Source organism: Micromonospora sp. IBHARD003 (assembly GCF_056106285.1).
This window is the reverse complement of record NZ_JBWBBX010000001.1, coordinates 4,102,799-4,120,123: the sequence shown is the minus strand read 5'-3', so window position 1 is coordinate 4,120,123 and position 17,325 is coordinate 4,102,799. Positions and strand designations below refer to the sequence as shown.

The following is a 17,325-nucleotide window of genomic DNA, read 5'->3' as shown; positions in this document are numbered from 1 at the left end:
GTACGAGTAGCTCCTATACGGTGTACGAGTCCAAGTCTCGTACACCGTATAGGAGTCTGTGATGACGGCGACGGCCGCCGACCCCGGGAACCCTTCCGCCGCACCTGACATACCCATCGCTCCCAACGGACCGCGCCATCCGCAGCGCTGGCTGATCCTCGGCGTCATCTGCCTCGCCCAGCTCACCGTGCTGCTGGACAACACCGTCCTCAGCGTCGCGATCCCCTCCCTCACCACCGAACTCGACGCGTCCACCGCCGACATCCAGTGGATGATCAACGCCTACTCCCTGGTCCAGTCGGGACTGCTGCTGACCGCGGGCAGCTCGGCCGACCGCTACGGCCGCAAGAAGATGCTCATCGCCGGGCTCGCGCTCTTCGGACTCGGTTCGCTGGCGGCCGGGCTCGCGCAGGACTCGGGCCAGCTGATCGCCGCGCGGGCGGGCATGGGTATCGGCGGCGCTCTGCTGATGACCACGACCCTCGCCGTCGTCACCCAGATCTTCGACGAGCACGAGCGGGTCAAGGCCATCGCGCTCTGGGGCACCGTCGGGGCGCTCGGCTTCGCCGCGGGTCCGCTGATCGGCGGCGTCATCCTCAACCACTACTGGTGGGGCATGGTCTTCCTGATCAACCTTCCGGTCGCGCTGATCGGGCTGATCGCGGTCGTCAAGCTCGTACCCGAGTCGAAGAATCCGCAGGCCGACCGCCCCGACCTGCTGGGCGCGCTGCTCTCCACGGTCGGTATGTCGGCGGTCGTGTACGCGATCATCAGCGGCCCGGTGGACGGCTGGACTTCCGGCCGGGTGCTGGTCGCGGCGGTGCTCGGGCTGGGCGTGCTCGGTGCGTTCGCGTTCTGGGAGCTGCGCATCCCGCATCCGATGCTGGACATGCACTTCTTCCGCGACCAGCGGTTCACGGGTGCGGTGGCGGGTGCGCTGCTCGTCGTCTTCGGTATGGGCGGCTCGATCTTCCTGCTCACCCAGCACCTGCAGTTCGTGCTGGGCTACGAGCCCCTGGAGGCGGGTCTGCGCATGGCGCCGTTCGCCCTCACCGTCGTGCTGCTCAATCTCTCCGGACTCGGCCCGCGGGTCATGGTGAAGCTGGGCACCCCGCTGACGGTGCTGACCGGGATGACGCTGGTGTCGGGCGGTCTCGCCGCCATCGCCGTGCTGGGCGGCGGCACGGACGGCAGCTACGGCGGAATGCTGCTCGGTCTGGTCCTGATGGGCGCCGGGGTCGCGCTGTCGCAGCCCGCGATGGCGGTCGCGATCATGAGTGCGATCCCGCCCGAGAAGGCCGGTGTGGGCGCGGGGGTCAACGGCACCCTGGCCGAGTTCGGCAACGGCCTCGGCGTCGCGGTCCTCGGTGCCGTACTGAACTCGCGGTTCGCCTCGCTCGTCGCCGTGTCGGCGGCCTCGCTGCCCGCGGCACTCGCCGCGGCCGGGGGACCGGCGGAGCGGGCCCGTATCGCCGATGCCTTCGCCACCAGTCTCCAGACCAGCCAACTGGTGGGTGCGGTGGCCGTGCTGGCGGGTGGCCTGGTGGCCGCGGTGCTGCTGCGCAGGGCCGAGCGTGCGGAGCCGACCGCGCCGGTCGGGCCCGGCCGCCCGGCGGACGCCTCCGGAGCTGCGGCATAGCATCGGGACCGGATGGACCGATCGACCGTATGAGCCGGAAGGCTGGAGGAACGCCATGGTGTCGGCAGCCGACCGCTCGAAGGGCCCGGCGCGGATGAGCGTATGGCTGGGGGGCAAGGCTCCCCGGGGCCGCAAGGCCGACCAGCCCTCCGGCCTCGACCGGGACAGGATCACCGAGGTGACCGTGCGGCTGCTCGACGCCGAAGGTCTCGCCAAGTTCTCCATGCGCCGGCTCGCCGGGGAGCTGGGTGTGACGGCGATGTCGCTCTACTGGTACGTCGACACCAAGGACGACCTGATGGAGCTCGCACTCGACGCGGTGTTCGGGGAGCTGACCTTGCCGGATACGGCGGATACGGCGGATGCGGCGGATGCGGCAGGTACGGCGGATACAGCGGATGCGGGTGGCGGTGGCGGCGCGGACTGGCGCGACCAGCTGCGTGAACTGGCGGGTGGATACCGCACCCTGCTGGTCACCCATCCCTGGGTGTCCCCGCTCGTCGGCACCTATCTGAACATCGGCCCGCACTCCCTGCAGTTCGTGGGGACCGCGCAGCGCATCGTCCGCAGCACGGGACTGCCGTTGAAGTGGCAGTCGGCGGCCCTGGGCGCTGTCTTCCAGTTCGTCTACGGCCTCGGCACGGTCGAGGGCCACCTCAAGAAGCGCTCTGCGGACGCGGGGATGACCCTGGAGGAGTACTACGTCGAGGCCATGGGGGCGACCCGTGAGGTGGCGGGCTTCGACGAGGTCCTCGTGGACGCGGAGAAGATCATTGCGGCCCGGGGCGCGGACACCGCAGAGGAAATGCTGGAACGGGACTTCGGGATCGCCCTCGATCTGATGATCGCCGGGATCGAGACGATGGTCGCCCGCCACGCGGAGGCCGATGCGGACGCCGACGCCGAAGCCGACGAAGAATCCGGTGCCGAGGCCGACGAGGAGACCGGCGAGGTTGCCTGAGACCACCCAGGGCGGCGGACCGTCCCTGTCCGCCGCCCCGGCCCCGTGCGGCGCCTCCGCTCAGGCGCCGCACGGGGGTCTGCTCACTCGCCCGGGTGGGCGAGTGCGATGTCGTGGCCGTCGACCCCGCGGCCGGTGACCGTGAGGGCGCCCGCCACCGGCGGATAGCCCGTCGCGATCAGCGTGTAGACGCCCGCGTCCAGGTCGGCGAAGGCGTACGCCCCGTCGTCGCCGGTCGTCGCGGTGCCGACCACGTTCCCGGCGTCGTCGACGAGGGTCACCCGCGCGTCGACCAGCGGTCGGCCGGCGCCCGGTTCGCCACCGGCGCGGACGACGCCCTGGACCACGGCACCGGACCGGAGGGCCGCCTCGATACGGGTCACGCCCTGGGCGCCGATGTCGACCGGGTGGGCCAGCGGCCGGAATCCGGCCGCGTTCACGGCGACCGTCACAGGGCCGGGGACCAGCTCCGCGAAGGTGAAGCCGCCGTCGGCAGCCGAGGTTCCGGTGGCGAGGACGTCACCGCGCACATCGGTGACGACCACCGTGGCGCCCTCGACCGGCTCCCGGTCCTCGGCGGTGACGACGGTGCCCGCCAGCCCGCTCGTACCGCTGAGGGCGATGTCGTTGGTGAGCGGCCCGTCGCCGACGGCCACGGTGGTGGCCTGCGGCTGGAAGCCGTCCGCCGACGCGATCAGCACATAGGAGCCGGGGGCCGGTGCGTCAAGCGCGTACGAGCCGTCGGTGTGGCTCACCGAGCGGCCGAGCTGACGTCCGTTCAGCGAGATCAGGGTGACGGCGGCGCCGGTGAGCGGGGCGCCGTCACCAGTCCGTACGGTTCCGTGCACGGTGATCCCGGTCGCGGTTCCGGTGCCGTCGGCCTCTCCTGCCTGCGCCGGTATCGCGACCGGAGCAACGGCTGCCGGTGCCGACGCCGCCGGCTCGTCGAGCGGGCTCTCGCCGGGCGCGGCGTCGGGCGCCACCGCGGAGCTCTTCAGCGCCACCTCCTTGATGAACAGCGTCACCAGGAACGCGAGCAGCGCGAAGGGGGCCGACCACAGGAAGACGTCCGCCACCCCGTGCCCGTAAGCGTCCTCCATGACGGTGCGGATCGGCGCAGGGAGGGTGTCCAGATCGGGGATGCCCCCGCCGCCGTGGCCCTGCGCCGCGGCACGCGGGCCGAGTTCGGCGAGCCCGTCCTGCACATAGTGGGTGACCCGGTTGGCGAGTACCGCGCCGAGTGCCGAGACGCCGACGGCACCGCCCAGCGAGCGGAAGAAGGTGACGACGGACGAGGTCGCGCCGAGGTCCTGCGGGGCCACCTGGTTCTGGGCGGCCAGCACGAGGTTCTGCATCATCATGCCGAGGCCGAGACCCATGACGGCCATGAAGACGGCGATCCGCCAGTAGTCGGTGTCGTACTGGATCATGCCCAGGAGTCCGAGGCCGCCGGTCAACAGCACACCACCGCTGACCAGCCAGGCCTTCCAGCGGCCGGTCTTGGTGATGATCATGCCGCTGACGGTGGAGGAGAGGAAGAGCCCGCCGATCATCGGGATCGTCAGCACGCCGGACATCGTCGGCGACTCGTCCCGCGCCAGCTGGAAGTACTGGCTGAAGAAGACCGTGCCCGCGAACATCGCCACACCGACGAACAGCGAGGCCAGCGAGGCCAGCGCGATGGTGCGGTTGCGGAAGAGCCGCAGCGGGATGATCGGGTCGCTCGCCTTGGCCTCGATGACGAGGAAGACCACACCGAGGAGCAGCGCACCGCCGGTCATGGCGTATGTCTGCCACGACACCCAGTCGTACTTGTCTCCCGCGAAAGTCACCCAGATCAGCAGCAGCGAGACGGCGGCGCTGACGAAGAAGGCACCCGCCCAGTCGACCTTGACCTCGCGCTTCACGACCGGGAGCTTCAGGGTCTTCTGGAGGACGACCAGTGCGATCAGCGCGAAGGGCACGCCGACGTAGAAGCACCAGCGCCAGCCGAGCCACTCGGTGTCGGTGATGATGCCGCCCAGCAGCGGGCCGCCGACCGTTGCGACGGCGAAGGTCGCGCCGAGGTAGCCGCTGTAGCGCCCGCGCTCGCGCGGGGCGATCATCGCGGCGATGATGACCTGCGCGAGGGCGGTCAGACCACCCACGCCGATGCCCTGGACGACACGGCAGGCGATGAGCATGCCGGTGTTCTGGGAGAGGCCGGCCACGACCGAGCCCGCCACATAGATCACCAGGGCTATCTGGACCAGCAGCTTCTTGGAGAAGAGGTCGGCCAGCTTGCCCCAGAGCGGGGTGGTGGCGGTCATCGACAGCAGTGCCGCGGTGACCACCCAGGTGTAGGCGGACTGGCCGCCGTCGAGGTCGGTGATGATCTGGGGCAGGGCGTTGGAGACGATCGTCGACGACAGGATCGCGACGAACATGCCGAGCAGCAGCCCGGACAGTGCCTCCATGATCTGCCGGTGCGTCATCGGCGCGCCGTCGTCCAGGGTCCTGGCGTGGCCGCCCCGCACACCGGTGGGTGTGGTCGTAGCCATGTGCTTCCTTGTCTTTCGCGTGTGTTGTACGGGTGTCGGGTGCGGGTCAGGCACGGGCCGGCTGGGTGCCCCGGCAGTCCCCGACGGACTCGCGGAGCCGGGCCAGCAGGGTGTTCAGCCGTCCGACGTCTTCGTCGGACCAGTCCCTGAGGGAGTGGGCGAACAGGTCGGCGGTCCGGCGGCCGAGCTCGTCGAGCATGTCGCGGCCTGCGGGAGTCAGCCGCAGGATGCGGGAGCGCCGGTCGTCCGGATCCGGTGCGCGTTCGATCCAGCCGCGGTCCGCCACATGGGACACATGCCGGCTGGTGACCGACATGTCGACGGCGAGCAGCTCGGCGAGCCGGCTCATCCGCATCTCCCCGAAGCGGCCGAGGAGGGCCAGTACGGTGGCCGAGCCGCCCGGGCATTCGGCGGGCAGATGGCGGGCGAGCCCGCGCTTGACCGCGCCGATGGCGCTGATCTGCCGCGCCAGCTCTTCGTACTGGCTCCGTTCGGCCATGGGTCCACCCCCAGATCTTGTTGCTTAGGGCAACCATAAAAGCTGTTGGTTGCTGCAGGCAAATGAATGAAGGGGTTCAAGGGGTAAAGGAACACCAAAGGATGTGTCTGTGCGGGGTCATCCCGACACGCGCGGAGCCCCAGCCGGAGCGTGCGTGGAGGTACGGGGCCGTGGTGCGGATATCCCGGGGGTGTCTCGCAAGGGTGCAGGCCCGGGGCTTGGGTGGGTCACCCGGGTTCGCTAGGGTCCTGCCCCATGGCACACAACCCCCAAGCGCCCCAGGGTCCCGAGGGCAACTACGACCCGGCGGGCAGCACCCAGATGTTCCGCGCCTTCGTCGACGACGGCGCTCCGCAGGGCCGCGGCCACTCGGCGCAGCCCGCGTCGTCCGGACCGCGGGTCGGTCTGATCGTCGGCGTCCTGGCGGTCGTCGCGCTCCTCGGCGCGGTGGCCTGGCTCGCGCTGAGCTGATCCTTTCCCGCATACGGCGCCGGTGAGCCCGGGCATCACCGGCTTCCGACGTTTGCGCGGGCCCGGAGCGTGCGCACACGTGTGCGTGCGCGTATCGGCATGTCCGGCGTCACCCGCGTCCCCGGCTCAGTGGTCGGCGCGCACGTCCCGGGTCTCGATGTGCATCCCGAGCGGCACCCGCCACGATTCGACGCACACGGTGTACGTCCGCGCCCTGACCGTCTTCGCGGCGATCGGCGCGGGCAGGGGCTGAGCGGACTCGATCGTCGCCCAGTCGATCCCGAGCGCGCCGATGATGTGCGTCCCGAAGGTCACGGACCCGGAGCGCACGGGCGAGCCGCCGGTGTTCCGGAACTCGAGCGTCACCGTCTCGCACCAGCGCTGGTCCGTGCCGCCGCGCACCGGGTCCCCGACGCTCAGCACCGCCGGTCCGGGAGGTGGCGGAGAGGGCGGCGTGGTGCCGGGGGCGGGCGGGGACGGCGGGCGTGAGGGTGTGCCGGAGTGGCCGGGCCGCGTCGGTCCGCCCGGACGGCCGCCGGTGGGCGTACCGGTGCTCGTGCCAGGTCGGGGCGTTGCTCCCGGAGCCGGCTCCGTTCCCGGGCCCGTGGCCGTATCCGTACCCGGGCCGCCGCTCCCGGGTGCCGTTGCGGCCGGGCCGTTGCCTCTGTCCGTACCCGTACCCGGTGAGGACGCCGTCCCGTCCAGCGGCACCAGCGCGACCTTCCCCGACGGCGGTACCGCGCCCCCGGGCCCCGTTTCGGGCCCGGTCCCCGCGGCTCCGACGGCCACGTACCCGTCGCCTTCGCCGCCGTTCCCGCATGCGGCGAGCACTCCGCCGAGGCAGAGCGCGAGCCCTGCGAGCCCGTATCCGACCTGTCGCCGTCGCATCGCGCCAGTGTCGCTGACGGTCCGTCAATTGTGAACGGTGCCCACGGAAACGGCCGGTACGCGCCTCCCGGCGACCCGGGCGCCGTCCCGCGGTCCACTAGGTCCTGTCCGGGCGATCTTCTCGGGCCTGCGACGACAGCTACGGCACCTCGCTACGTTGTCGGAGTCGCCCGAGTACGCCCAGTACGAGAGCGATCTCCCCCAGCCTCCGGCCGGGGGTACCCCCACCGCCTTGCGATGCACCGCATCTGACGCCGCGGGCTGATCCTCAAAGATCGCCCGGACAGGACCTAGTGCTGTGACCGGATAGGTTCACCGGCTCGCGGCGCCCTGCACGGCGTCTCGCTGCGTTGTCGAATCACCCGAGTACATCCAGTACAAGGCCGATTCTCCGCCTGGCGATACACCGCACAGGACGCCGCGAGCTTCCCGGCAAACCTATCCGGCCACAGCACTAGGCCGCAGCAGAAGGCGTGGTGAGGGCGTGCTGCCGCTCGGAGGCAGACCTACGGCGGTGGGAGCCGGGAGGCGGCTCCCACCCGGCCTGCCTCAGTCCCCGATGAGCCCCTCACGGAGCTGCGCCAGGGTGCGTGTCAGCAGCCGCGAGACGTGCATCTGCGAGATGCCGACCTCCTCGCCGATCTGGGACTGCGTCATGTTCGCGAAGAAGCGCAGCATGATGATCTGGCGCTCGCGGGGCGGGAGTTTGGCGAGCAGGGGCTTCAGGGACTCGCGGTACTCGACGCCCTCCAGGGCGGTGTCCTCGTAGCCCAGACGGTCCGCCAGGGAGCCTTCGCCGCCGTCGTCCTCGGGGGAGGGGGAGTCCAGCGAGGAGGCCGTGTACGCGTTGCCGACGGCGAGACCGTCGACCACGTCCTCCTCCGACACTCCGAGCGCCGCGGCCAGTTCGGGAACGGTCGGGGAGCGGTCCAGCTTCTGGGACAGCTCGTCGCTCGCCTTCGTCAGGGCGAGCCGCAGCTCCTGCAGTCGGCGCGGAACCCGGACCGACCAACTCGTGTCCCGGAAGAAGCGCTTGATCTCGCCGACCACCGTCGGCATCGCGAACGTGGGGAATTCCACGCCCCGTTCGCAGTCGAATCTGTCGATGGCCTTGATCAGCCCGATGGTGCCGACCTGGACGATGTCCTCCATGGGCTCGTTGCGGCTGCGGAAGCGCGCCGCCGCGTACCGCACCAGCGGCAGATTGAGCTCGATGAGGGTGTCGCGTACGTACGTACGCTCCGGGCTGTCCTCGTCCAGAGTGGCCAGCCGCAGGAAGAGGGAGCGGGAGAGTGTGCGGGTGTCGAGAGCTTCCGGGGCCGTGATGGCCGGGGGAGCTTCCGGGGACGCCGGCGCCGGCACCGGAAGCACGTCGGGCGAGGGAGCGCTCGCCTCGCGCGTGAGCACCTTCGAGCTGCCCTGTTCTGCGGACATGCCACCCCCTGGAGGTCGCGGACGGTCGCGTGGGCCGCGACCATCGGTGGAACGCAGCCTCCACCTGAATACCGGAGGCGGGGCCGCGGCAAACGCGGTTCCCGCAGAATGTCACATGTCGGCAACGCGCTGTAGTGACTTGTCGACAACGAGCCATCAAATCCGTGCAGGAAAAAGGGGGTCTGCGGCTTTTGTCACCCCGCAAGTGGGCTGAAAGGGTTCTACCCGTTTCGGTTACGCTTCGATCCTGTTTGCGGATCTCAGTCGGGCGAAGCTTCGGGCGAGCAGCCGGGACACATGCATCTGCGAAACGCCGAGCTCCGCACTGATCTGCGACTGCGTCAGATTGCTGTAGTACCGCAGCAGTAGGATCCGCTGCTCCCTCTCGGGCAGTTGTACGAGCAGATGGCGTACGAGGTCGCGGTGCTCCACGCCCGCCAGCGCCGGGTCCTCGTATCCGAGCCGGTCCAGCAGCCCCGGCAGTCCGTCCCCCTCCTGCGCGGCCTCCAGCGAGGTCGCGTGGTACGACCGTCCCGCCTCGATGCAGGCGAGGACCTCGTCCTCGGAGATCTTCAGCCTCTCGGCGATCTCGGCGGTCGTGGGGGAGCGCCCGTGCGTCGTGGTGAGGTCCTCGGTGGCGCCGTTGACCTGCACCCACAGTTCGTGCAGCCGGCGCGGCACATGGACGGTCCGTACGTTGTCCCGGAAGTACCGCTTGATCTCGCCGACCACCGTCGGCATGGCGAAGGTGGGGAACTGCACCCCGCGGTCCGGGTCGAACCGGTCGATCGCGTTGATCAGGCCGATCGTGCCGACCTGGACCACGTCCTCCATCGGTTCGTTGCGGCTGCGGAAGCGGGCGGCGGCGTACCGCACCAGTGGCAGATTCGCCTCGATCAGGGCCGCGCGCACCCGTGAGTGCTCGGGTGTGCCCGGTTCCAGCTCCTTCAGCTGGGCGAACAGCACCTGGGTGAGCGCCCTGGTGTCCGCGCCCCGGCCCTGTGGTCTGGCGGCCCGGGGTTCGCCCCGGCCGTTCTCCCCGATGCCGGGGTTGCCGCTGTTGCCGCCGATGCCACTGCTGGTGCTGCTGCCTGTGCTGCCGTTGCTCTCGCTCTCGCTGTTCTCGTGCTGGGGCGGCACTTGAGGCGCAGTATTGGCCGACACGGTCTCGCCACCCCTTCATCGTTCGAACAGCGGATCGATCTCGGTCAACTCATCCGTCAAAAGCGGTCATAGCATCACAAGACATGTCCACTGTGTGCAAGCACCTCATCACTCCGTGTTGAGGGGCAAGTTGGGGTGGGAGCACAGAGAAGCCCCCCACCATGGCGGTGGGGGGCCGGGGACCGGGTCCCGGAGGCCGGTCAGAACTCGTAGTCGGCGATCACCCACGTGGCGAACTCCCGCCACTGGCCCGCTGCCGCCTGATGGGCCGGGTGCTCGACGTAGCGCTTCAGGGCGTCCTTGTCCACGACCGCGGAGTTGATCGCGAAGTCATAGGCGATCGGCCGGTCGGAGATGTTCCAGGCGCACTCCCAGACCTCCAGCTCGGGAATGACGCCGCCGAGCTCCCGGAAGGCCCGCACACCTGCGACGACGCGGGGCTCGTCGCGGCTGACGCCCTCGTTGAGCTTGAACAGGACCAGATGGCGGATCAAGGGTGCTCCTCGGGTCGAACCGTCGAGCTGACGGTGGCCGGCCGGATGGTCCGGCCGGTCGAGCGGCTCGGGGCGCCGCTGCTGAGGGGCCCGGACGGCTCATGGCGCTCGTGATGCCAGTCCGGGAAAGGTCCCAGGTCCCGTCCGGGCCTAGGTCCTGTCCGGGCGATCTTCTCGGGCCCACGACGACAGCTGCGGCCCTTCGCTGCGTTGTCGGAGTCGTCCGAGTACGTCCAGTACGAGGACGATCTCCCCCAGCCTCCGGCCGGGGGTACCCCCACCGCCTTGCGATGCACCGCATCTGACGCCGCGGGCTGGTCCTCAAGGATCGCCCGGACAGGACCTAGTCGACGAGCTCGGTCATGAAGTCGCCGACACCTTGAGCAGCGCTCGAAATCCCCTCGAATCCTACCTGGACGAGGTCGGCGGCGCGCTGGGGGGAATTGATGATCGTGTACAGCACGAAGACGACGACTATGTAGAGCGCGATCTTCTTCGTTTGCACCATCGGTCCTGCCTCCCCGGCGTCCCCTGTGACGTCGCGTGAGTCTAACCGAGCCCCTTATGGACGAAGGTCCCGGAGATCAGGGCCCTTCGTCCGGCCCGCCAGGGGTGCCCACGGGCGCAGCATGGGAGGAGACCCCGAGGATCCGGCGGGATCCGAAGGGCGAGGAACCGTCCCCCATTGCGGGGTCCCGCGCCGCGAGCTTCCCCCCGAGAGCGGCCCGGGTCCGGGCGGACCGGTTCTCATCGGGGGGAGCGGTCAGTCCCCCCCGAGAGGCCGCTCCCTCCGGCCTCCTCTCCTCTCTCCTCCCCGGAAGTCCAGAGGCGGGCGAACGGCAACTGAAGTGAGGAAGGGCCCCGGCGTATGGCGCCGGGGCCCTTCCGCGCGCGCTCGGCGCCGCGGGGAGTCGGGGCGCCGTGTGCGGCAGGACCGGGGACGGACGGCGGCCGGCCGCGGCGGGGGCCTGTGCTCAGCTCCGCCGGAGGGTGCCCCGGGCTCGGCGGTGCGCTCTAGGGGGCTTCTGACGGATCTCCGCGGCGTCGCGACGCCAGGCCCTCACTCCGGCCCGCCTCGTGGGCAGCCATGTCCGGCCGTCCCCTGCGCGGGCGCCCGCGGGGCTTCCTGACGGCCCGTCGAAGGCCGGGTGAGAACGGCGAAAGGCCCGGTCCAGTGGACCGGGCCTTTCGTCTGTCAGCGGTAGCGGAGGGATTTGAACCCTCGGTGACTTGCGCCACACTCGCTTTCGAGGCGAGCTCCTTCGGCCGCTCGGACACGCTACCGGGAGAGAGCTTAGCCCAAGGTGGGCCGTGCTCTGAAATCGATATCGATCAGCGGCCTCCGGGGGCGCTCCCCGGGCCGTTCCGGAAGAACGCCGACAGCTGCTCGGAGCACTCGTCCTCCATGACCCCGAGGATCACCTCCGGCCGGTGGTTGAGCCGCCGGTCCCGTACGAGATCCCACACGGAGCCCGCCGCGCCGGCCTTTTCGTCCCGCGCGCCGTAGACCACCCGGTCCACCCGGGAGAGCACCAGCGCGCCCGCGCACATCGTGCAGGGCTCCAGCGTCACGACGAGCGTGCAGCCGGTGAGGCGCCACTCCCCGAGCTTGGCCGCGGCCCTGCGGAGCGCGAGCACTTCCGCGTGCGCCGTCGGGTCGCCGGTCAGCTCGCGCTCGTTGTGACCGGTGGCGAGGACGGCGCCGCCCGGACCGAGGACGACGGCACCGACCGGCACATCGCCGCCCTGCGCCGCACGCGACGCCTCCGCCAGTGCGAGACGCATGTACGTCTCCCACGGTGCGCGCACCGGATCGGGCACGGGCTCCGTACCGGGCAGGGGGTCCGGCAGGACGGGATCAGGCACGTCCCCGGTCACTAGCGGACGGTCTCCAGCACTTCGGCAGCGCCCAGCGAGTCCGCGATCTCGCCCAGGGCGTCGCTCTGAAGGGCCAGCAGCTCCTTCTCGGACATGCCCAGGTCGGCGAGGATCGCGCGGTCGCCGGCCGGGCCGGCAGGCGCGGTCTCCGCGGTGGACGACGTCTCCTCCTCGTCCTCCTCGGTGGCGGGCTCACCCTCCTCCGTGCCGTCGAGGTCGAGCGAGTCCAGGTCGTCGGCATCGTCGTCCGGTTCCCCGCCCAGCAGTTCCCTGGTGAGGATCTCCCCGTACGAGGAGCGGGCGGCCGCGGCCGCGTCCGAGACGAAGATGCGAGGGTCGTCCTCGCCCTCCACACGGACGAGGCCGAACCATGCGTCCTCTTGCTCGATGAAGACGAGCACCGTGTCCTCGTCCACCGAAGCCTCGTGAGCCAAGTCGGTCAGATCCGACAAGGTCTCCACATCGTCGAGCTCTGTGTCGCTCGCTTCCCACCCGTCTTCGGTGCGCGCGAGCAGTGCGGCGAAGTACACCGTGACTCTCCCACTGATCAGAGTTGTGACGACCGGCGGTGCGCTTGACGGCCCCGCCCTTCGGAATCGTGACAGAAACAGCGCCTTCGCGAGAGGTCTTCGGGCGTTGCGTCGTGCACGCGTTCAGTCAAAGAGTCCGCCCAGGGTGTGCTCGGGACTCACCAGCGAAAGCTGCGCATCCGCATGGCCTGGCGCATTCGGGCCGCTCGGGCACGGCGCGGTTGCACGCGCTCGCGCAGCGCCTTGGCCTCGTTCAGTTCGCGCAGGAACTGGGCGCGCCGCCGTCGGCGGTCCACCTCGTTGTCCGGTTCGGACTGCTCCTGCCGTTGTTCGTCCTGCTGTTCCCGGTCCCGCATCGGCCACACCACCTCAGCGCTGGAAGGGGGTACGTCCCACCTTCCCTCCACGGCACCCGTTGATGCCAGGGCGTGTGCGGTCCCGGCTACTGTGGGGGCCATGCGGATCCACGTCGTCGACCACCCCCTGGTGGCGCACAAGCTCACCACCCTGCGCGACCAGCGCACCGACTCCCCGACCTTCCGGCGGCTCGCCGACGAGTTGGTGACCCTGCTCGCGTACGAGGCCACCCGGGACGTGCGCACCGAGCAGATCGACATCGTGACCCCGGTGTCGCCGACCACGGGCGTCAAGCTCTCGCGCCCGCGCCCGCTGGTGGTGCCGATCCTGCGGGCCGGGCTCGGCATGCTGGACGGCATGGTGCGGCTGCTGCCCACCGCCGAGGTGGGATTCCTCGGGATGATCCGCAACGAGGAGACCCTCGAGGCGTCGACCTACGCGACGCGTATGCCGGAGGACCTCTCCGGCCGCCAGGTGTATGTGCTCGACCCGATGCTGGCGACCGGCGGCACGCTGGTCGCGGCGATCAGGGAGCTGATCAAGCGCGGTGCGGACGATGTGACCGCGGTCGTGCTGCTGGCGGCCCCGGAGGGTGTCGAGCTCATGGAGCGCGAGCTGGCCGGCACGCCGGTCACCGTCGTCACGGCGTCGGTGGACGAGCGGCTCAACGAGCACGGCTACATCGTCCCGGGCCTCGGCGACGCGGGTGACCGGATGTACGGAGCGGCGGAGTAGAGGTACCGGCCGGGGGCGGCGCGCAGGCGGCGCCCCCGTGGGGCGGTACGGCACGGTCGGTGAGTGCCCGCCCGGTGCCCTGCCCCCTGCTCAGCAGCGCGCGGCGGGCTTCGGCGGGACGGCCAGGGCCGCCAGCGCCTTGTCCGACACCGCCTTGGCGTCGAGCGTCTTGAAGGCGGTGCCGATGATCAGGTCGACGTCCGCGGTCTTGCGGGCGTCGACCCGGAGCTGGGCACCCGTCAGCTGGGTGCCGAGCACCCGGAGTGCCCCTTCATGCGCCGTCGAAGCGCCGAGCACCATCCCGGTGCCGGGGACCTTCTTGTCGTAGACGGCGGGGGCGTTGCCCACCTTGCCGATGGCGAAGCCGCGCCGCTTGAGCTCGTCGGCCGTGGTCCTGGCGAGACCGGAACGCGGGGTGGCGTTGTAGACGTTCACCGTGACCTGGGCCGGTTTCGGCAGCAGCGGGGCCGCCGCGGGGGACGCCTGGGGTTTGCAGGCGGCCGTCTGGGCCCTGACCGCGGGCTTCTTTCCGTCGCCGGTGAACACGTCGATGAGCTGCAGCGTCCCCCAGCCGCCGAGGCCGGCGACGGTGACCGCGGCGATGCCGCCGAGCACGTACCTGCGGCGACGAGGGCGGCGCATACGCGGGTAGGCGTTGCCTGTGATGCGGTACTTTCCGCCCATGCCTGGGGGAGTGAGCATGCTCATGAGCGCAGCGTAGTGCGGTCCCGGGACATGAGCTACTAAACGATCATCGGACGGCGCCCGTATGGGTCGGAAACTGCGTCCGTACGGGTCGGAAAGCCGCCCGGGTGGCTCCCGGGGAGGGGGCTGGCCGGGGTATCCGGCCCGTCCTGCGCCCCCGGGCCGGCTCAGTCCATCTCGAGCACGCGGGCGTGCAGCACCTGTCGCTGTTGCAGCGCCGCGCGTACGGCGCGGTGCAGCCCGTCCTCGAGGTACAGATCGCCCCGCCACTTCACGACGTGCGCGAAGAGGTCGCCGTAGAAGGTCGAGTCCTCCGCGAGCAGCGTCTCGAGGTCCAGCTGGCCCTTGGTGGTAACGAGCTGATCGAGGCGGACCGGGCGCGGCGCGACATCCGCCCACTGCCGGGTGCTTTCCCGGCCGTGGTCGGGATACGGCCGCCCGTTGCCGATGCGCTTGAAGATCACACGGAAAGCCTACCGGGCAAGCGGGCATCAGCGCAGCCATGCGACGCCGGTGCCATGACGGTCAAAAAATGGCGAATCCGAAATAAGGGTGGATAGAGGCCCTGTCAGGAGTGGGCCCGAGTCGTCACTATCGGCTACGGAACGGGCCGGACGGCGGAACGGGCCGCACCGGGTGATCCCGGAGCGGCCCGTGAGCGAGAGGTGCGCAGGGGCTACTGCGTCACTCCGTGACCGTCGTGGAGGCCGCCTCCGCTGCCCGTGCCGCCCTGGGTCGGGACGGTGGTGACCGGCTTGCGCAGCGAACTCAGGTCGATCGCGTAGGTGCCGACCGCGTTGGCGATGACGTCGATGTTGGCGTCGAAGGCCTTCATGTCGATGTTCTTGAGGTCGTCGCACTTGGAGTGGTAGCAGGAGTCGTACGCGACGCCCGCCGTGCCGCCGAACTTCGCGGCCTGCGCCGCGGTCTTGATCCCCTCGGCGCCGGTGAAGGTGCCGCCGGACGCGATGCCCGCCTCGACGAACGGTCCGTAGTCGGAGCGGCCGGTGAAGTCCGTGCCCTCACGCGGCATGCCCTGCTTGTCCATGAACGCGTTGATGTCGCGCTCCAGCTGCGCGGAGCCCGCCGGGCCCGCCGGGGCGCCGACGCCGTCGGAGTCGTCGCCGTCGTAGACGAACAGCCCGTAGTTCGGCGAGGCGATCATGTCGAAGTTCAGGTAGAGCTTGATCTCCTTCTTGCCCAGCTCGCTGAGGTTCGCGACGTAGTGCTCGGAACCGAGCAGTCCGAACTCCTCCGCGGACCACCAGGCGAAGCGCACCTTGTTGGCGGGCCGCTTGTGGGTCTTGGCGAGCTCCAGGGCGACCTCGAGCAGTCCGGCGGAGCCGGAGCCGTTGTCGTTGATGCCCGGGCCCTCCGTCACGCCGTCGAGGTGGGAGCCCAGCATCACCGTGTTGGCGGCGTTGCCGTGCTTGGTCTCGGCGATGACGTTGTTGGTGGAACGCTTCTGCTGGAGCTGGCGTATCTCGAGGTCGAGTGTCACCGGGCCCTTGGCGAGGTCCGCGGCGAGGTTCTGGCCGTCGGCGAGCGTGACGCCGCCCGTCGGGATCTTGCCGGCCTCCGGGGCGCCCAGGGTGCCGGAGAGCGTGCCCTCCGTGTTGTTGTAGATCACGGCGGCGATCGCGCCCGCGGCGGCGGCGTTCTCCTGCTTGGCGGCGAAGGTGCAGCCGCCGCGCTTGATCAGGGCGATCTTGCCGGTGAAGGTCCCGGTCGCGAAGTCCGACGGCTCACAGCCGTTGGTGCCGTCGGCGTCGACGGGGGCGGCGACGAGCTCCGCCTTCACCCCGCCGACCGGCGTGGACTTGGTGTACGACATCGCCGAGATCTTGACGTCGCGCGGCGCGGGCGAGACCACGGAGAGTCTCTCCGCCTGGGTCTGGGTGTAGATGAAGTCGAAGGTCTGGTACTCGACCTCGTACCCGGCCTTCTTCAGCTGCTGGTAGACGTACGCCGCCGAGGCGTCGTGGCCCAGCGTGCCCGCGGCACGGTTGCCGCCGGCGCTGTCGGATATCTGCTGGAACTTCTGCAGGTGCTTGTAGGCGTCCTTCGCGGACGACTCGCGGACCAGCTTCTTGGCGAGCTGGGCCGCTTCCTTCGCCGCCGCCTTGGCAGGGTCGTGCCGATCGGCGGAGGCGGGGGAGGCGGATGCCAGCATGAGCGGGGTCGCGAGTGCGGCTGCGGCCACGGTGGCCACTGCTCTGCGATGGGATGCGTTCACAGAGGTCCTTCCCGGTACGAACGAGGTTGAGGGGAAGTTAGCGATCTCTGAGCGCTCTGTGAACAGCCCTGCCGCAACTCACGCGATATTTAGCAGTGTTGACATCATCTTGTACGTCTAAGGGCGTACTGGTACGTCATTTGGCCGCCTTCGCCGCACGTTTCGCTTCTTGTTTGTACGATCTGACTTTGCCCAGCGTTTCGGGGCCGGTGATGTCCGCGGCGGAGCGGTAGGACCCCTCTTCTCCGTACGGACCCGCCGCCTCCCGCCACCCTTTCGGCCGCACTCCGGACTGCTTGCCCAGCAGCGCCAGGAAGATCTGCGACTTCTGCTTGCCGAAGCCGGGCAGCGCCTCCAGCCTCGCGAGCAGCTCCCGGCCGTTGCCGGCGTCTTGCCACAGAGCGGTCGGATCGCCGTCGTACTCGTCCACGAGGTACCGGCACAGCTGCTGGATCCGCTTGGCCATGGCACCCGGATAGCGGTGGACCGCCGGCTTCTCGGACAGCAGCGCGGCGAAGGCGTCCGGGTCGTAGGCGGCGATCTCGTGCGCGTCCGGATCGTCACGCCCGAGGCGCTGGACGATCGTGTACGGACCGGAGAACGCCCACTCCATCGGCACCTGCTGGTCCAGCAGCATGCCGATGAGCAGGGCCAGCGGGCTGCGCGAGAGGAGCGAGTCGGCCTCAGGCTGCTGTGCCAGGTGAATCGTGGGGCTCATGCCCCGATGATCCCTCCGGCACGGGGGCCGTGCACCTCTGGCGGGCGGCCGGGTGCGCCCGGTCCGCGGGCGGATG

The 17,325-nt window shown here is 70.2% G+C and carries 18 protein-coding genes and 1 tRNA gene; 4 read left to right on the top strand and 15 right to left on the bottom strand.

Translation table 11 applies throughout. The features are described from left to right. The first annotated feature begins 61 nt into the window (after positions 1–61). Together ACTWOL_RS18320 and ACTWOL_RS18315 are read left to right on the top strand one after the other, a co-directional pair. On the top strand, positions 62–1,639 hold the full coding sequence (locus tag ACTWOL_RS18320) for an MFS transporter (RefSeq protein ID WP_474297804.1): 1,578 nt from the start codon (positions 62–64) through the stop codon (positions 1,637–1,639). A 55-nt stretch (positions 1,640–1,694) separates the two neighbouring features. Beyond that, a complete protein-coding gene (locus tag ACTWOL_RS18315) occupies positions 1,695–2,600 on the top strand; it encodes a TetR/AcrR family transcriptional regulator (RefSeq protein ID WP_474297803.1) in 906 nt (301 codons plus the stop codon). Between the two features lie 83 nt (positions 2,601–2,683). On the opposite strand, the gene ACTWOL_RS18310 is transcribed toward ACTWOL_RS18315, so the two are convergent. Together ACTWOL_RS18310 and ACTWOL_RS18305 are read right to left on the bottom strand one after the other, a co-directional pair. Continuing rightward, positions 2,684–5,140 carry an MFS transporter gene (locus ACTWOL_RS18310; protein ID WP_474297802.1) on the bottom strand — a complete coding sequence of 819 codons (2,457 nt, stop codon included), beginning with the start codon at positions 5,138–5,140 and terminating at the stop codon, positions 2,684–2,686. 46 nt (positions 5,141–5,186) lie between these two features. Beyond that, positions 5,187–5,639: a MarR family winged helix-turn-helix transcriptional regulator gene (locus ACTWOL_RS18305; RefSeq protein WP_474297801.1), complete on the bottom strand. Its 453-nt coding sequence runs from the start codon at positions 5,637–5,639 to the stop codon at positions 5,187–5,189. A gap of 255 nt (positions 5,640–5,894) precedes the next feature. Between ACTWOL_RS18305 and ACTWOL_RS18300 the strand changes: the two genes are divergently transcribed. Next, on the top strand, positions 5,895–6,110 hold the full coding sequence (locus ACTWOL_RS18300) for a hypothetical protein (protein ID WP_474297800.1): 216 nt from the start codon (positions 5,895–5,897) through the stop codon (positions 6,108–6,110). Positions 6,111–6,236: 126 nt separating this feature from the next. Here ACTWOL_RS18300 and ACTWOL_RS18295 read toward each other — a convergent pair whose 3' ends face one another. The 9 genes from ACTWOL_RS18295 to ACTWOL_RS18255 form a co-directional block, all read right to left on the bottom strand. Beyond that, positions 6,237–6,998: a hypothetical protein gene (locus ACTWOL_RS18295; protein WP_474297799.1), complete on the bottom strand. Its 762-nt coding sequence runs from the start codon at positions 6,996–6,998 to the stop codon at positions 6,237–6,239. Positions 6,999–7,547: 549 nt separating this feature from the next. Then, positions 7,548–8,432, bottom strand: coding sequence for an RNA polymerase sigma factor SigF (locus tag ACTWOL_RS18290; RefSeq protein ID WP_474297798.1), 885 nt, complete (start codon positions 8,430–8,432; stop codon positions 7,548–7,550). 234 nt (positions 8,433–8,666) lie between these two features. Beyond that, the gene (locus tag ACTWOL_RS18285) at positions 8,667–9,596 is read right to left on the bottom strand and encodes an RNA polymerase sigma factor SigF (protein WP_474297797.1); all 930 of its coding nucleotides are present in this window, start codon (positions 9,594–9,596) and stop codon (positions 8,667–8,669) included. 200 nt (positions 9,597–9,796) lie between these two features. Continuing rightward, positions 9,797–10,090, bottom strand: a complete 294-nt coding sequence (locus tag ACTWOL_RS18280; protein WP_474297796.1) for a Dabb family protein — start codon at positions 10,088–10,090, stop codon at positions 9,797–9,799. A gap of 343 nt (positions 10,091–10,433) precedes the next feature. Then, positions 10,434–10,598 (bottom strand): hypothetical protein, encoded by a 165-nt coding sequence (locus tag ACTWOL_RS18275; protein WP_474297795.1) that lies wholly within the window; start codon positions 10,596–10,598, stop codon positions 10,434–10,436. Between the two features lie 691 nt (positions 10,599–11,289). Then, positions 11,290–11,374: transfer RNA gene (locus ACTWOL_RS18270), tRNA-Ser, on the bottom strand. 48 nt (positions 11,375–11,422) lie between these two features. Then, positions 11,423–11,875, bottom strand: a complete 453-nt coding sequence (gene tadA / locus ACTWOL_RS18265; protein WP_474301190.1) for a tRNA adenosine(34) deaminase TadA — start codon at positions 11,873–11,875, stop codon at positions 11,423–11,425. A 92-nt stretch (positions 11,876–11,967) separates the two neighbouring features. Then, positions 11,968–12,498: a tRNA adenosine deaminase-associated protein gene (locus tag ACTWOL_RS18260; protein ID WP_474297794.1), complete on the bottom strand. Its 531-nt coding sequence runs from the start codon at positions 12,496–12,498 to the stop codon at positions 11,968–11,970. A gap of 158 nt (positions 12,499–12,656) precedes the next feature. Then, complete coding sequence (locus ACTWOL_RS18255; protein WP_474297793.1) at positions 12,657–12,956, bottom strand: hypothetical protein; 300 nt, start codon at positions 12,954–12,956, stop codon at positions 12,657–12,659. On the opposite strand from ACTWOL_RS18255, the gene upp reads away from it, so the two are divergent. Beyond that, a complete protein-coding gene (upp, locus tag ACTWOL_RS18250) occupies positions 12,955–13,590 on the top strand; it encodes a uracil phosphoribosyltransferase (protein ID WP_474297792.1) in 636 nt (211 codons plus the stop codon). The genes ACTWOL_RS18255 and upp overlap by 2 nt on opposite strands. A gap of 90 nt (positions 13,591–13,680) precedes the next feature. Here the strand turns inward: upp and ACTWOL_RS18245 are convergent, their stop codons facing one another. From ACTWOL_RS18245 to ACTWOL_RS18230, 4 genes are all read right to left on the bottom strand, one after another. Further along, positions 13,681–14,298 (bottom strand): LytR C-terminal domain-containing protein, encoded by a 618-nt coding sequence (locus tag ACTWOL_RS18245; protein ID WP_474297791.1) that lies wholly within the window; start codon positions 14,296–14,298, stop codon positions 13,681–13,683. A 164-nt stretch (positions 14,299–14,462) separates the two neighbouring features. After that, positions 14,463–14,759, bottom strand: a complete 297-nt coding sequence (locus ACTWOL_RS18240; RefSeq protein WP_009067182.1) for a type II toxin-antitoxin system VapB family antitoxin — start codon at positions 14,757–14,759, stop codon at positions 14,463–14,465. Positions 14,760–14,971: 212 nt separating this feature from the next. Continuing rightward, positions 14,972–16,531, bottom strand: coding sequence for a M28 family metallopeptidase (locus ACTWOL_RS18235; RefSeq protein WP_474297790.1), 1,560 nt, complete (start codon positions 16,529–16,531; stop codon positions 14,972–14,974). A 136-nt stretch (positions 16,532–16,667) separates the two neighbouring features. Then, complete coding sequence (locus ACTWOL_RS18230; protein WP_474297789.1) at positions 16,668–17,249, bottom strand: HhH-GPD-type base excision DNA repair protein; 582 nt, start codon at positions 17,247–17,249, stop codon at positions 16,668–16,670. Positions 17,250–17,325 lie beyond the last annotated feature (76 nt).